The organism is Aestuariivirga litoralis (assembly GCF_003234965.1).
Classification (GTDB): Bacteria; Pseudomonadota; Alphaproteobacteria; order Rhizobiales; family Aestuariivirgaceae; genus Aestuariivirga; species Aestuariivirga litoralis.
On the sequence record NZ_QKVK01000018.1, the window covers coordinates 14,418 to 27,753 of the forward strand.

A 13,336-nucleotide genomic window follows, 5' to 3' on the forward strand; every position below is an offset into this window, starting at 1 on the left:
CGATCAGGTCTATTTTCGCCGCTTCTCCTCGATGTCCGGCGCATGGGGAAAGCGTGACTTCAGGTCGCGGTCCGTCACGCTCATGTGGTTGCGCGTATACTGCTCGGACGCATCGCGCAGCGGCTGGAAGTCCCAGGGGAAGTGGCTGCCGTGCTTCAGGGCCTCGAACATCATGTGGCGGGCCTGCTGGCTCTCGAGAACCTCACGGTTGATGCGGGCGATGTCGAACTTCGCCTCCACCTCGGCGCGGAACTGCTTGGCCAGCGGGTGGCTGGCGGCGAGGTTCTTCAGCTCCAGCGGATCGTCTTCGAGATTGTAGAGCTGGTCCGGGTCCACCGGCGAGTGGATGAACTTCCAGGGGCCTCGCCGCAGCATGTACATGGGCGCAATGGCACCTTCGGCGAGATACTCGCCCCAGGCCGTGCCCTCCGGGTTTTCCGGCACACCCTTGAGCAGCGGATAGAGCGAGCGCCCGTCCACCGGCCGTGCCAGCTGCGCCTTGCCGTCATTGCCGATGTCGGCAAGCGTCGGCAGGATGTCGGCGAGCGTCACCGGCTCCTTCACCCGCCGCGGCTTGAAGCGCTTCGGATTCCACACCAGCATCGGCACATGCGCCGAGGGTTCGAGATAGCTCATCTTGTACCAGAGCCCGCGCTCGCCGAGGAAATCGCCGTGGTCGGAGGTGAACACGATCACCGTGTCATCGAGCTTGCCCGAAGCCTCCAGCGCCGCGATCATCTGGCCGAGCAGGTCATCGACATAGGAGATGTTGGCGTAATAGCCATGGCGCGCCTTGCGCAGGTCATCCTCGGTGACGGTGTAGTCATCCATCGCCGAGACGTCATAGAGCCGCTGGCTGTGCGCATCGAGCTCAGACCGCGCCATGCGCGGCACGGCAGGCAGGTCGATGTCTTCGTCCTTGTAGAGGTCCCAGAACTTCCTGCGCGCCGCGTAAGGGTCATGCGGGTGCGTGAAGGAGGCCATCAGGCAGAAGGGCTTCTCCGGGTCGAAGCGGACATAGTCGTAAATCTTGCGGATGGCGAGGAAGGCCACCTCGTCATCGAATTCGAGCTGGTTGGTGATCTCGGCGATCCCCGGCTGCAGGACGCTCGTCATGTTGTGGTACCACCAGTCGATGCGCTCCTGCCGGAGCCGCCAGTCCGGCGTCCAGCCGAAATCGGCGGGGTAGATGTCGGTGGTCAGCCGCTCCTCCAGCCCATGGAGCTGGTCCGGCCCCACGAAATGCATCTTGCCCGACAGGCAGGTCTTGTAGCCCGCGAGCCGCAGGTAATGCGCCCAGGTGGGAATGGAGGAGGGGAACTCGGCGGCATTGTCATAGACCCCGGTGCGCGAGGAGAGCAGCCCGTTCATCACCGTGGCGCGGGCGGGCGAGCACAGCGGGCTCGTCGAATAGGCGTTCTCGAAGACCACGCCCTCCGCCGCAAGCCGCGACAGGTTGGGCGTCTGGACGAGACTGTGCCCGTGGAAAGGCAGGAACTGGGCCGCCAGCTGGTCGGCCATGACGAAGAGGATGTTGGGTTTTGTATCTGACATGCACAAAGCCTATGATCCCGGCCAGCACATGAAAACCATTCTCCTGTCCCTGATCCGGTTCTACCAGCTCACATTATCGTCCCTCATCGGGCGCCGCTGCCGCTATTTACCGACCTGTTCCGACTACACGAGCGACGCCATCCGCAAGCATGGCGTGAAACATGGCGTGGCCCTGGGCTTCGCAAGGGTGTGCCGCTGCCACCCCTGGGGCCAGTCGGGCTTTGATCCGGTGCCGGATGTCTATGAGGGGCCGGTGTGGCGGATGAAGGAGCCGCCGGACACCGGGCACCCTCCTGTCTGATCGTCGACATGGTGGATATCAGTGCACCCGGCGGTCCTTGGGAACCTTCGTCCGCGTCACGCACAGAGCGGCCCGGATAGCGAATGCTTCCTGAGAAAATCGCCCTGACGATCCCGGCAACGATGACTGCTCCTGGTAAAGCCTTCGCTGCCTCAATCTGCGAACGCCGATGACCTCAGAAGGCGTAGTTCACACCGGCTCTGACAACACTGAAATTGGCGGACGCGGAGAAGTCATACTGTCCTGTGCTTTCCGTGTCTCCGAGGTCGACGTAGAGATATTCCACGCGCCCGGTGAAATGCTCGTAAAACGCCATTTCGAGACCGCCGCCCACTGTCCACCCGACATTGGTGTCGCTCACGTTCCAGCCGGGTTCATCAGTCTTGATATCGCTGTCGACGGAGCCGTAGGCGATGCCGCCCGTCACGTAGGGGAGAAGATTGTCGAAGGCATAGCCGAGCCGCAGCCTCGCGGTGCCGAACCAATCCACCTGTGTGGAGCACTTGTCGTAGACCTCACCGCATCCCCAATTGTTAGTGCTCTCGAAGTCACCGTCGATGCCGGCGAACTGAAAATCCGCTTCAGCCCCCAGCACGATGGAGTCCATCTGGTAGTTGAAGCCAATCTGACCGCCGCCCACCACGCCGTCGATGTCCTGATTGCCCGAAGTGTAGCCGGTATCGTCGCTCTGTTCCTGATCACCGAAGCCATAGCCGATGTTCAGGCCAATATAAGGGCCCGTCCAATCATGCGCGGCGTCTGGCGCGGGATCGGCCGCCATTGCCGTGCCAGCCATGATCATGATGAGTCCTGCGGACCCGATAAGCGCCATTTTCTTCATGATTCGCCCGTTATATTGCGACCGAAAATTGAACAAATTACCATTAGTGAAAATGTACCGCAATGGCAAAAGAATCTGCTTGGGCCCTCTGACGGCAATGGCTCTCTTGACCGGGAGGCGCCGTGCCACTAAATCGCCCCTGCACTTAAACCATTGATTTCGCTTACCCGCTTCGTTGGCGGGAGTGAGCAGGAGGACGAGACATGATTTCGCTGACCTTCCCGGATGGCGCCAAGCGCCAGGTCGAAGCCGGGGTTTCCGCCCGCGATGTGGCGGCATCCATTTCCAAGTCGCTCGAGAAGAAGGCCGTGGCTGCCGTGGTGAACGGCACACTGGTCGACCTCGCCGACCCGATCACCACCGATTCCACGCTGCGCATCGTCACGCGTGACGACCCGGAGGCCTTGGAACTCATTCGCCATGACGCCGCCCATGTGCTGGCCGAGGCCGTGCAGGAGCTCTTCCCCGGCACGCAGGTGACGATCGGTCCGGTGATCGAGAACGGGTTCTACTACGACTTCTTCCGCAACGACCCCTTCACGACGGAGGATTTCGCCGCGATCGAGAAGAAGATGCGCGAGATCATCCAGCGCGACAGGCCGTTCACCAAGACGACCAAGACGCGCGAGGAGGCGAAGCAGTTTTTCCGCGAAAAGGGCGAACTCTTCAAGGTCGAACTCGTCGATGCGATCCCTCAAGGGCAGGACATCAAGTTCTACGACCAGGGCGGCTGGTCCGACCTCTGCCGCGGACCCCACATGACGTCGACCGGCAAGATCGGCAACGCCTTCAAGCTGATGAAGGTGGCCGGCGCCTATTGGCGGGGCGATGCCAAGAACCCGATGCTGACGCGCATCTACGGCACCGCCTGGGCCAAGGAGGATGACCTCAAGGCCTACCTCCACGCGCTGGAGGAGGCCGAGAAGCGCGACCACCGCAAGCTCGGCCGCGAGATGGACCTGTTCCATTTCCAGGAAGAGGGACCGGGCGTCGTCTTCTGGCATGCCAAGGGCTGGACCATGTTCCAGCAGTTGATCGCCTACATGCGCCGCCGCCTCGCCACGCTCGATTATGATGAGGTCAACGCGCCGCAGCTTCTCGACAAGTCGCTGTGGGAGACCTCGGGCCACTGGGGCTGGTACAAGGAGGCGATGTTCGCCGCCACCTCGGCGGGTGACACGACCGAGGACGACCAGGTCTTCGCCATCAAGCCGATGAACTGCCCCGGCCACGTGCAGATCTTCAAGCACGGACTGCGCTCCTACCGCGAGCTGCCGCTGCGGCTTGCCGAATTCGGCAACGTGCACCGCTACGAGCCATCGGGCGCGCTCCACGGCCTGATGCGCGTGCGCGGCTTCACGCAGGATGATGCGCACATCTTCTGCACCGAGGAGCAGATGGCGGCCGAATGCCTCGCCATCAACGACCTGATCCTCTCCACCTACAAGGACTTCGGCTTCGAGCAGATCGTGGTGAAGCTCTCGACGCGCCCTGAAAAGCGCGTGGGGTCGGACGAGGCGTGGGACCGCGCCGAGAGCATCATGTCGAAGGTGCTGGAGCAGATCGCGGCCGACTCCGGCGGCAAGATCAAGACCGCGGTGAACCCGGGCGAGGGCGCCTTCTACGGCCCCAAGTTCGAATATGTCCTGCGCGATGCGATCGGCCGTGACTGGCAGTGCGGCACGACGCAGGTGGACTTCAACCTTCCCGAACGCTTCGGCGCATTCTACATCGGTGCTGACGGCGAGAAGAAGGTGCCGGTGATGATCCACCGCGCCATCTGCGGCTCGATGGAGCGCTTCCTCGGCATCCTGATCGAACATTTCGCCGGCCACTTCCCGCTCTGGCTCGCGCCCACCCAGGTTGTTGTGGCGACGATCACCTCCGACAGCGACGCCTATGCGCTCGAGGTGCGCGACCTGCTCCGGAAGTCCGGCCTGCGTGCGGAAGCCGATCTCCGCAACGAGAAGATCAACTACAAGGTCCGCGAACATTCGGTGCAGAAGGTCCCCGTCATCCTCGTCGTCGGCAAGCGCGAGATGGAGGAGCGCGCCGTCAACGTCCGCCGCCTCGGCTCGCAGGACCAGAAACCGATGACCCTCGACGCGGTGATCGCCGCGCTGAAGGACGAGGCGACGCCGCCGGATCTGAAGCGGGAGTAGGGGCACCGCCCTCCGCCACGTCACGTGACATTCATCATGCCCGGGCTTGTCCCGGGCATCCTTTTTGTGGCCACCAAAAAAGATGGCCGGGACGAGCCCGGCCATGATGGTCTGTTGGGGTAGCCACCCTCACTGCGTCGGGTCGGGCTCCTGCTGCATCACCACGAAGTTCTTCGCGGTGCGCGTGTCCGGGGTCGAGGGCAGGTCCGTCGTCACGAACACCAGCCCGACATGGAAGTTGCTCTGGATCGCATTGATCACGTCCGGCTCGGCGCGTACGCGGTCGATCACGGTGGTGTCCACCTGTCCGGTCTGGCCATGGGCGATGGCGCACCACTTCATCTTGCCGTCCGCCATCTTCTCCAGAATGAAGACATGGTCGCCCAGCGGCTGGTCGGGGTTGGAGATCGTCGCCACGCCCTTGGCGATGGTGTCGCCGTTCTTGAGGACCTCGATGGTCTTGTCCGGGCTGCTCACCAGCACCGAGACGGTCACCGCATTGGGATCGTCCGGGCTCGGCTGCTTCTGGTCCTTCAGCTTGTCGGCCTGGGCGGCGATGTCCTTGTCGGCATCGGCCGAGAGCACGAGGCCGGGGTGGTCGACGTCGGCCGGGTCGGAAGCGGAGTTCGCGATGATCACCACCGTGCCGATCTGGGTGATGGTGAAGAGCAGGGCCGAGAAAGCGAGCGGCAGGCGCACGCAGCCATGCGAGTCGGGGTAGCCCGGCAGCTCGCCCGCATGCAGCGCCACGCCCGACCAGGTGAGCCGGTTCATGTTCGGCATCGGCGCGTCGTTGTACTCGTCCGAATGGTGGTCCTTGTCCTTCTGCAGGATGGAGAACACGCCGGTCGGCGTTGCATGGCCGGGCTTGCCGGTCGAGCAGGTCGAGACCGCGATGCGGATGCCGTTCCTGTAGACGAAGACCCGCTGGTCGGGGATCGACACGATGATCGCCACCGGACCTTCCGGCGAGCGCTCCGGGTTCCAGGTATATTGCCCGGGTTTCATGTCCTTGAAGTCGTCGGTCTGGACCTGCTGGGCGACGACGGCGCGGCCGGTGACCGTCCAGGCTGCGAAGATCGTGGTGCCGGCGAGCAGGGCGCGGCGGGAAAGGGTGGTGGTCATGGGGTGAGTCTTCCTTGAGTGTGCCGGCAACGGGTTTGCACAGGCTCCGATTGGGCGTCAAGTTAACCTCCCGATAAATCCGTCACCCCGGCGAAAGCCGGGGCCCCGCTTTGGTTCAGCATCGGCGAAAGGGAAAGCGGGGTCCCGGCTTTCGCCGGGATGACGAGTGTAAGGAGCGGCTGGGTGCATTGAACCGCCCCCACCACTCCCCCGTAGAAGACGACATGACAACCATCATCATCGGCGCCGCCGGCGGCATCGGGGCCGCGCTCTCCCGCAGGCTTGCATCCGCAGGCCACACCATCCACGCCATTGGCCGCGACGCAGCGAAGCTCGAGGGCCTCACCGCGGAGATCGGCGGCACGAACGCGGTGGCGGACGTCACCGACCGTGCGGCCCTCGAAGCTGCCATCACGGCGGCAGGTCCCTCCGTCTCCGGCCTTGCCTATTGCGTCGGCTCCATCAACCTGAAGCCCGTCTCCCGCATCACCGACGAGGACGTGGAGCGCGACTTCCGCCTGAATGCGCTCGGCGCCTTTCATGCGGTTCAGTTCGCACTCCCGGCCCTGAAGGCCAGCAGAAATGCCTCGGTCGTGCTCTTCTCCACTATCGCCGTGGCGCAGGGCTTCGCCTCGCATGCGTCGATCGGCATGGCAAAGGGCGCGGTCGAGGGCCTCATGCTGTCGCTCGCAGCCGAGCTCGCACCGAAGATCCGCGTCAACTGCGTCGCCCCCTCGCTGACCAAGACACCGCTCGCCGCAGCTCTCACGTCGAGCGAGCAGATGGCCACCGCCATCGCGGCGCTGCATCCGCTGCAGCGTCTGGGCGAGGCGGATGATGCCGCGGCTGCCGCGGCCTTCCTGCTGTCGCCCGATGCGAGCTGGATCACCGGTCAGGTCATCAACGTCGATGGTGGCCGCTCGACGCTCCGCACCAAGGGCTGACATGCCGCGCATGCAGAAGAAGTCGGAGCTCCCGACCAAGACCTGCGCCGCCTGTGGCCGTCCCTTCACCTGGCGCAAGAAGTGGGAACGTGACTGGGACAATGTGAAGACCTGCTCCGACCGCTGCCGCGCCGCGCTGAAGAAAAAACCATGAGCACCCTCCGCATCCTTCTGGGCGACCAGCTGACGCGCGGCCTGGCGAGCCTGCGCGATTATGTGCCCGGCGACACGGTGCTGATGATGGAGGTGGCGGAAGAGGCCACCTATGTGAAGCATCACAAGCAGAAGCTGGTCTTCATCCTCTCCGCCATGCGCCACTTCGCGGAGGAGCTGCGCCACCACGGCTTTGCGGTGGACTATGTCAGCCTCGACGATCCCGCCAACACCGGCTCCTTCACCGGCGAGGTGCAGCGCGCCATCTCCCGCCACAGGTCCGCGCGCATCGTCGTCACCGAGCCCGGCGAATGGCGTGTCATGGAGATGATGAAGGGTTGGGGCGCGGAGATCCTGTCCGACGACCGCTTCTTCGCCACGCCCGCCTCCTTCGCCGCCTGGGCGCAGGGAAGGAAGCAGCTGCGCATGGAATTCTTCTACCGCGACATGCGCCGCCTCTCGGGCTTCCTGATGGAGGGTGACGATCCCGTCGGCGGCCAGTGGAACTTCGACCACGACAATCGCAAGTCACTGCCCAAGGACCTCACGCCCCCGCCGCGCCGCCGCTTCGAGCCGGACGCGATCACGCGCGAGGTGATAGACATGGTGGCGCAACGCTTTCCCGATCACTTCGGCGACCTCCAACCCTTCGGCTGGGCGGTCACGCGCGCCGACGCGCTGGAGGCGCTCGACCATTTCATCACCGCGTGCCTGCCGCATTTCGGCGACTATCAGGATGCGATGAAGCAGGGCAACGTCTTCCTCTATCACTCCGTCATCTCGCCCTATCTCAACATCGGCCTGCTCACCCCGCGCGAGATCTGCGAGCTCGCGCAGGAGGCGTGGAGCCGGGGCGACGCCCCGCTCAATGCCGTCGAGGGCTTCATCCGCCAGATCCTCGGCTGGCGTGAATACGTCCGCGGCCTCTACTGGCAGAGGATGCCGGATTACGCCGAGACGAACTTCCTCGACGCCCGCCGCCCGCTGCCATCTTTCTTCTGGACGGGCAAGACCGAGATGAACTGCCTGGCCCAGGCGATTGGCGACACCAGGCGCCATGCCTATGCCCACCACATCCAGCGCCTCATGGTGACGGGCAATTTCGCCTTGCTGGCCGGCCTCGACCCGAGGCAAGTCGAGGAGTGGTACCTGCTGGTATATGCCGATGCCTTCGAATGGGTGGAACTCCCCAACACCCACGGCATGGCTCTTTTCGCGGATGGCGGCGTGATGGCGTCGAAGCCCTATGCGGCGTCCGGCGCCTACATCGACCGCATGTCCGACTACTGCGCCGGTTGCCGCTACAGGCCGGACGTGAAGCTCGGCCCCAAGGCCTGCCCGTTCAACTACCTCTACTGGGACTTTCTCATCCGCAACGAGGACAAGCTCAAGGCCAACCCGCGCATGGCGATGCCATATCGCACGCTGGCGAAGATGGAAGGGGACAGGAAGGTTGACATCTCCCGCCACGCGGCCGCTTTCCTCGCCGGTCTCGCCTGACGCCATGAAAAATGCCCCGGCCGGCCGGGGCATGGGTTTGGGAACAAACAAGATGGGGTGGTTGCCGGCCTCAGCGCGTGCGGCCGATGCCGAGGTCATCCGCGGTGATGCCGATGTCCTTCAGCATGTAGTCGTTGAGGTGGCGGGGTGAGCCGTAGGTGCGGCTGCGGCCGATCCGGTTGAAGGTGCGGGCAATGCGGCCGGTGAGCGATATGTTCGACATGCTGGCGATCCTCGGTGACGGGTTGGCTGGCTAGCGGTTGCGGCGCAGGCCTTCGACATCGGCACGCGACAGGCCGATGTCCTTCAGCATGTGGTCGTCATAGTGGTTGAGCTGGGCATAGGCGTCACGGCCATCGCGGCGCGGTGGGCGGGCGAACAGGGCAACCGAACCGGCGAGGAAAGAGAGCTTTGTCATGGCGGGCATCCTCCTGTTGGATGACTGCCGTTCTAGGCCGGGGTGTGCTGCAGCGCTGTGACAATTGCCACGTCAGGATGGAAAAATGCCTCGCCTCACCACATGCGGCGCATCGCATCGACGTCGATCCGGCTGAGGCCGATGTCACGGAGCAGGTGATCGTCCAGTTCCGAGATCTCCGCCAGGGCGCGGCGCCGGCGGGCCGGCGCGAGCAGGGAGGCGAGGCCACGGGTCAGGCGGCGGGCCAGGGGGAGGGTGGTGGTGATGGTCGTCGTCGTCATGGATCGATCCTCGGTCAGGGTGGCTGGCGCCGTCCCTAGCCTTCATGGCTTGCCGGAGTCTGTGACCGGCATCACCTGATGCCGCGTGCCGGGCAGGCGGGAGGCTTCCGCTAGGGGAAGCTCCCCGCCCGCGTGGCCGTTGCTCAGTGCAGGGGCGCGCGAAGCTCCGCCGGGACGCCTTCGGGCTCGATCAAGCCGATGACGGCGCCGGAAGGATCATTTACAACCGAGAGGCGACCGACTCCCGGAAGCCGGAAAGCCGGGCGGAGGATCTCGCCGCCGGCCTGCTCTGCCCGGCGCTGGGCGGCAGCGATGTCGTCCACCGCGAGGTAGGTCATCCAGTGGGCGGGGATTCCCTCGAAATCGGGTTCGGTCAGCTGGAAGATGCCGCCGACGGCCCGGCCATCCTTGTGGGCCACCCAGTAACGGGTGCCGTCCGGCAGCGTCGTGGGCTGGAAATCCCATCCGAGCGTCACGCTGTAGAAGTGCCGGGCCTGCTCGGGTTCCCAGGTGTTCAGCTCATGCCACCAGACCTTGAGGGGCGAGGACGCCATGCGATTCTTCCTTTCTGCCTGTTTCCGGGGGGTCGAAGTCGCCGTCGGGAGGGGAGAATCGGGGTGGAAACGGGCGGTGATGTGGCCGGACAACGATTCATTGTGGCAATGAGGTGCCGGGGGGCGTAGAATTATATGTGCAGCGCACAATCACCCCCTGCAAAACGCCGGAAATGGCGGTTTCGCCCGGCAAAATGGCCGCTTTTTAGGGTTGACAGCGCGCGCTCCCCCTCGTAGAACCCGCCACGCTTCCCAACGGCAGGCCCGTCGGTGCTCCGCGCACCGAAACGCTTTCGAGGGCAGCGAAGAAGGACATTCAAGGTCACGACCCTGTGGGCCCTGCCGGCTCCATGGTCCTCTGGTTTTGAGCACTGCGCGATCCAAGAGCCCGGGTCACGCTGGTGTTTTTGTTATGTGCAATCGGGTTCGAAGGTAGAGACAAGGCCACAATGCCGACGATCAACCAGCTCATTCGCAAGCCGCGCCAGGCGCCGACCTATCGTAACAAGGTCCCGGCGATGCAGGCTTGCCCGCAGAAGCGCGGCGTTTGCACGCGCGTCTACACCACCACGCCGAAGAAGCCGAACTCGGCGCTCCGCAAGGTGGCCAAGGTTCGCCTCACCAACGGCTTCGAAGTCGTGAGCTACATCCCGGGTGAAGGCCACAACCTTCAGGAACACTCGGTGGTGATGATCCGCGGCGGCCGCGTGAAGGACCTTCCGGGCGTTCGTTATCACATCATCCGCGGCGTGCTCGACACCCAGGGCATCGTCAAGCGTCGTCAGCGCCGTTCGAAGTACGGCGCGAAGCGTCCGAAGTAAGATCGGGGAGATTAAAGAATGTCGCGTCGTCATCGCGCCGAGAAGCGTGAAATCAATCCGGATCCGAAGTTCGGCGACCTCGTCGTCTCGAAGTTCATGAACAACCTCATGTATGAGGGCAAGAAGTCGGTTGCCGAAGGCATCGTCTACGGCGCCTTCGACAAGATCCAGGCCAAGGCCAAGGCCGACCCGGTGCAGGTGTTCCACGAGGCCCTCAACAACGTGGCTCCGGCCATCGAGGTCCGTTCCCGCCGTGTGGGCGGTGCGACCTACCAGGTCCCCGTCGAGGTCCGCGCCGAGCGCCGCCAGGCTCTCGCCATCCGCTGGATCATCACCGCGGCCCGCAACCGCAACGAGACCACCATGGTCGACCGTCTGTCGGGCGAGCTGCTCGACGCCTCGCAGAACCGCGGCACCGCCGTGAAGAAGCGTGAAGACACCCACAAGATGGCGGAAGCGAACCGCGCCTTCTCGCACTACCGCTGGTAAGAGCTACAGGACACCAAGATCATGGCCCGCGCCCACCAACTCGAGGACTATCGTAACTTCGGCATCATGGCCCACATCGATGCCGGCAAGACGACGACCACCGAGCGCATCCTCTATTACACCGGCAAGTCCCACAAGATCGGCGAAGTCCATGACGGCGCCGCGACCATGGACTTCATGGAGCAGGAGCAGGAGCGCGGCATCACCATCACCTCCGCCGCCACCACCGCTTTCTGGAACGGCAAGCGGATGAACATCATCGACACCCCCGGGCACGTCGACTTCACCATCGAAGTCGAGCGTTCGCTGCGCGTGCTCGACGGTGCGGTCTGCGTGCTCGACTCGAACCAGGGCGTTGAGCCCCAGACCGAGACCGTGTGGCGCCAGGGCGACAAGTATTCCGTCCCGCGCATCGTGTTCTGCAACAAGATGGACAAGACCGGCGCATCCTTCGAGCAGTGCATCAAGGACATCAAGGAGCGCCTCGGCGCCCGCCCGGTTCCGATCCAGCTGCCGATCGGTGCCGAGAACAACTTCAAGGGCATCATCGACCTGGTCCGCATGAAGGCCGTGGTGTGGGAAGACGAGGCGCTCGGCGCCAAGTTCCACGATGAAGACATTCCGGCCGACCTCATGGACGCCGCCGTCCAGGCCCGCGCCGACATGGTCGAAGCCTGCGCCGAACTCGACGACCAGGCCATGGACGACTATCTGAATGGCAAGGAACTCGACATCCCCACCATCAAGAAGCTGCTGCGCAAGGCCGTTCTGACCGGCGCCTTCTTCCCGGTGCTGTGCGGCTCTGCCTTCAAGAACAAGGGCGTGCAGCCGTTGCTCGACGCCGTCGTCGACTATCTCCCGTCGCCGCTCGACCGTCCGGCCATCAAGGGCATCGACCCCAAGACCGGCGAAGAGACCACGCGCCCCTCGTCCGACGACGCGCCGCTGTCGCTGCTGGCCTTCAAGCTCATGGATGACCAGTACGGCATCCTGACCTTCTGCCGCATCTACTCGGGTGTCCTCACCAAGGGCATGTCGCTCCTCAACTCGACCCGCGAGAAGTCCGAGCGCGTCGGCCGCATGGTTCTCATGCACGCCAACAACCGCGAGGAAATCTCCGAAGCCTATGCCGGCGACATCGTCGCCCTCGTGGGCCTCAAGGACAGCCGCACCGGCGACACGCTGTGCGACCCCAACAAGCCCGTCATCCTCGAGAAGATGGAATTCCCGGATCCCGTCATCGAGATGAAGGTCGAGCCCAAGACCAAGGGCGACCAGGAAAAGATGGCCGTGGCGCTGCACAAGCTCGCTGCCGAGGATCCGTCCTTCCGCGTCTCGACCGATAGCGAGTCCGGCGAGACCATCATCAAGGGCATGGGCGAACTTCACCTCGACATCAAGGTCGACATCCTGAAGCGCACCCACAAGGTCGAAGTCCAGGTCGGCGCCCCGCAGGTCGCCTATCGTGAGGCCATCACCCGCAAGGTGACCAAGGACTACACCCACAAGAAGCAGACCGGCGGCACGGGCCAGTTCGCACGCGTCATCCTCGAGATCGAGCCGAACGAGGCCGGTGCCGGCAATGCCTTCGAGTCCCGCATCGTCGGCGGCTCGGTGCCGAAGGAATACATCCCCGGCGTCGAAAAGGGCCTGAACTCGGTGCTGACCTCTGGTCCGCTCATCGGCTTCCCGGTCGTCGACCTCAAGGTCGCGCTGATCGACGGCGCCTACCACGAAGTCGACTCCTCCGCGATCGCCTTCGAAATCGCCACCCGCGCAGCCATGCGTGAAGCCTTCGAGAACGCCGGTGCGGTGCTGCTCGAGCCGATGATGAAGGTCGAGGTCACCTCGCCCGAAGAGTTCGTCGGTTCGGTGATCGGCGACCTCAACTCCCGCCGCGGCCAGATCGTCGGCACGTCGATGCGCGGCAACGCGAACATCATCAACGCGCTGGTGCCGCTCGCCAACATGTTCGGCTACATCAACAACCTTCGTTCGATGAGCCAGGGACGCGCGTCCTACACCATGCAGTTCGACCACTATGCCCAGGTTCCGGGCCAGGTGGCCGAAGAGATCAAGAAGAAATACGCCTAATTAGCTGAGAACGGAGACATCCGATGGCCAAAGAGAAATTCAACCGCGACAAGCCGCATTGCAACATTGGCACGATTGGCCACGTTGACCACGGCAAGA

The 13,336-nt window shown here is 64.0% G+C and carries 15 protein-coding genes; 8 read left to right on the forward strand and 7 right to left on the reverse strand.

Translation table 11 applies throughout. The annotated features are described in order from the left end of the window. Positions 1-9: 9 nt before the first annotated feature. Complete coding sequence (gene betC, locus DK847_RS20205) at positions 10-1,554, reverse strand: choline-sulfatase (RefSeq protein WP_111200359.1); 1,545 nt, start codon at positions 1,552-1,554, stop codon at positions 10-12. Between betC and yidD the strand changes: the two genes are divergently transcribed. Further along, positions 1,457-1,855, forward strand: coding sequence for a membrane protein insertion efficiency factor YidD (gene yidD / locus DK847_RS21170; protein WP_425358704.1), 399 nt, complete (start codon positions 1,457-1,459; stop codon positions 1,853-1,855). The genes betC and yidD overlap by 98 nt on opposite strands. Before the next feature lie 175 nt (positions 1,856-2,030). Here yidD and DK847_RS20215 read toward each other — a convergent pair whose 3' ends face one another. Next, positions 2,031-2,696 carry an outer membrane protein gene (locus tag DK847_RS20215; RefSeq protein ID WP_111200360.1) on the reverse strand — a complete coding sequence of 222 codons (666 nt, stop codon included), beginning with the start codon at positions 2,694-2,696 and terminating at the stop codon, positions 2,031-2,033. Positions 2,697-2,899: 203 nt separating this feature from the next. Between DK847_RS20215 and thrS the strand changes: the two genes are divergently transcribed. Beyond that, on the forward strand, positions 2,900-4,858 hold the full coding sequence (gene thrS / locus DK847_RS20220) for a threonine--tRNA ligase (RefSeq protein WP_111200361.1): 1,959 nt from the start codon (positions 2,900-2,902) through the stop codon (positions 4,856-4,858). Positions 4,859-4,987: 129 nt separating this feature from the next. Here the strand turns inward: thrS and DK847_RS20225 are convergent, their stop codons facing one another. Then, positions 4,988-5,983: a L,D-transpeptidase gene (locus tag DK847_RS20225; RefSeq protein ID WP_111200362.1), complete on the reverse strand. Its 996-nt coding sequence runs from the start codon at positions 5,981-5,983 to the stop codon at positions 4,988-4,990. Positions 5,984-6,207: 224 nt separating this feature from the next. Between DK847_RS20225 and DK847_RS20230 the strand changes: the two genes are divergently transcribed. The 3 genes from DK847_RS20230 to DK847_RS20240 are packed head-to-tail and all read left to right on the forward strand — an operon-like array spanning position 6,208 to position 8,580. After that, positions 6,208-6,927: an SDR family NAD(P)-dependent oxidoreductase gene (locus DK847_RS20230; RefSeq protein ID WP_111200363.1), complete on the forward strand. Its 720-nt coding sequence runs from the start codon at positions 6,208-6,210 to the stop codon at positions 6,925-6,927. A gap of 1 nt (position 6,928) precedes the next feature. Next, positions 6,929-7,081, forward strand: coding sequence for a DUF2256 domain-containing protein (locus tag DK847_RS20235; protein ID WP_111200364.1), 153 nt, complete (start codon positions 6,929-6,931; stop codon positions 7,079-7,081). Then, positions 7,078-8,580 (forward strand): cryptochrome/photolyase family protein, encoded by a 1,503-nt coding sequence (locus DK847_RS20240; RefSeq protein WP_111200365.1) that lies wholly within the window; start codon positions 7,078-7,080, stop codon positions 8,578-8,580. Before DK847_RS20235 ends, DK847_RS20240 begins: the two co-directional genes overlap by 4 nt. A 70-nt stretch (positions 8,581-8,650) precedes the next feature. Here DK847_RS20240 and DK847_RS20745 read toward each other — a convergent pair whose 3' ends face one another. The 4 genes from DK847_RS20745 to DK847_RS20255 form a co-directional block, all read right to left on the reverse strand. Next, on the reverse strand, positions 8,651-8,803 hold the full coding sequence (locus DK847_RS20745; RefSeq protein ID WP_161957408.1) for a hypothetical protein: 153 nt from the start codon (positions 8,801-8,803) through the stop codon (positions 8,651-8,653). Positions 8,804-8,833: 30 nt separating this feature from the next. Next, positions 8,834-8,998, reverse strand: a complete 165-nt coding sequence (locus DK847_RS20245; RefSeq protein ID WP_161957409.1) for a YjiS-like domain-containing protein — start codon at positions 8,996-8,998, stop codon at positions 8,834-8,836. A 95-nt stretch (positions 8,999-9,093) separates the two neighbouring features. Beyond that, positions 9,094-9,279: a YjiS-like domain-containing protein gene (locus DK847_RS20250; protein WP_111200367.1), complete on the reverse strand. Its 186-nt coding sequence runs from the start codon at positions 9,277-9,279 to the stop codon at positions 9,094-9,096. Between the two features lie 143 nt (positions 9,280-9,422). Then, positions 9,423-9,833 carry a VOC family protein gene (locus DK847_RS20255; protein WP_111200368.1) on the reverse strand — a complete coding sequence of 137 codons (411 nt, stop codon included), beginning with the start codon at positions 9,831-9,833 and terminating at the stop codon, positions 9,423-9,425. Between the two features lie 449 nt (positions 9,834-10,282). On the opposite strand from DK847_RS20255, the gene rpsL reads away from it, so the two are divergent. The 3 genes from rpsL to fusA are packed head-to-tail and all read left to right on the forward strand — an operon-like array spanning position 10,283 to position 13,237. Then, positions 10,283-10,654: a 30S ribosomal protein S12 gene (rpsL, locus tag DK847_RS20260; protein WP_111200369.1), complete on the forward strand. Its 372-nt coding sequence runs from the start codon at positions 10,283-10,285 to the stop codon at positions 10,652-10,654. Positions 10,655-10,672: 18 nt separating this feature from the next. After that, positions 10,673-11,143, forward strand: a complete 471-nt coding sequence (gene rpsG / locus DK847_RS20265) for a 30S ribosomal protein S7 (protein ID WP_111200370.1) — start codon at positions 10,673-10,675, stop codon at positions 11,141-11,143. 21 nt (positions 11,144-11,164) lie between these two features. Next, positions 11,165-13,237, forward strand: a complete 2,073-nt coding sequence (gene fusA, locus DK847_RS20270; RefSeq protein WP_111200371.1) for an elongation factor G — start codon at positions 11,165-11,167, stop codon at positions 13,235-13,237. Positions 13,238-13,336 lie beyond the last annotated feature (99 nt).

What these genes read in the sequence shown, in the direction of transcription:
- betC (WP_111200359.1), bottom strand. Translation starts at nt 1,554, where the DNA reads ATGTCAGATACAAAACCCAACATCCTCTTCGTCATGGCCGACCAGCTG.
- DK847_RS20215 (WP_111200360.1), bottom strand. Translation starts at nt 2,696, where the DNA reads ATGAAGAAAATGGCGCTTATCGGGTCCGCAGGACTCATCATGATCATG.
- thrS (WP_111200361.1), top strand. Translation starts at nt 2,900, where the DNA reads ATGATTTCGCTGACCTTCCCGGATGGCGCCAAGCGCCAGGTCGAAGCC.
- DK847_RS20225 (WP_111200362.1), bottom strand. Translation starts at nt 5,983, where the DNA reads ATGACCACCACCCTTTCCCGCCGCGCCCTGCTCGCCGGCACCACGATC.
- DK847_RS20230 (WP_111200363.1), top strand. Translation starts at nt 6,208, where the DNA reads ATGACAACCATCATCATCGGCGCCGCCGGCGGCATCGGGGCCGCGCTC.
- DK847_RS20235 (WP_111200364.1), top strand. Translation starts at nt 6,929, where the DNA reads ATGCCGCGCATGCAGAAGAAGTCGGAGCTCCCGACCAAGACCTGCGCC.
- DK847_RS20240 (WP_111200365.1), top strand. Translation starts at nt 7,078, where the DNA reads ATGAGCACCCTCCGCATCCTTCTGGGCGACCAGCTGACGCGCGGCCTG.
- DK847_RS20745 (WP_161957408.1), bottom strand. Translation starts at nt 8,803, where the DNA reads ATGTCGAACATATCGCTCACCGGCCGCATTGCCCGCACCTTCAACCGG.
- DK847_RS20245 (WP_161957409.1), bottom strand. Translation starts at nt 8,998, where the DNA reads ATGACAAAGCTCTCTTTCCTCGCCGGTTCGGTTGCCCTGTTCGCCCGC.
- DK847_RS20250 (WP_111200367.1), bottom strand. Translation starts at nt 9,279, where the DNA reads ATGACGACGACGACCATCACCACCACCCTCCCCCTGGCCCGCCGCCTG.
- DK847_RS20255 (WP_111200368.1), bottom strand. Translation starts at nt 9,833, where the DNA reads ATGGCGTCCTCGCCCCTCAAGGTCTGGTGGCATGAGCTGAACACCTGG.
- rpsL (WP_111200369.1), top strand. Translation starts at nt 10,283, where the DNA reads ATGCCGACGATCAACCAGCTCATTCGCAAGCCGCGCCAGGCGCCGACC.
- rpsG (WP_111200370.1), top strand. Translation starts at nt 10,673, where the DNA reads ATGTCGCGTCGTCATCGCGCCGAGAAGCGTGAAATCAATCCGGATCCG.
- fusA (WP_111200371.1), top strand. Translation starts at nt 11,165, where the DNA reads ATGGCCCGCGCCCACCAACTCGAGGACTATCGTAACTTCGGCATCATG.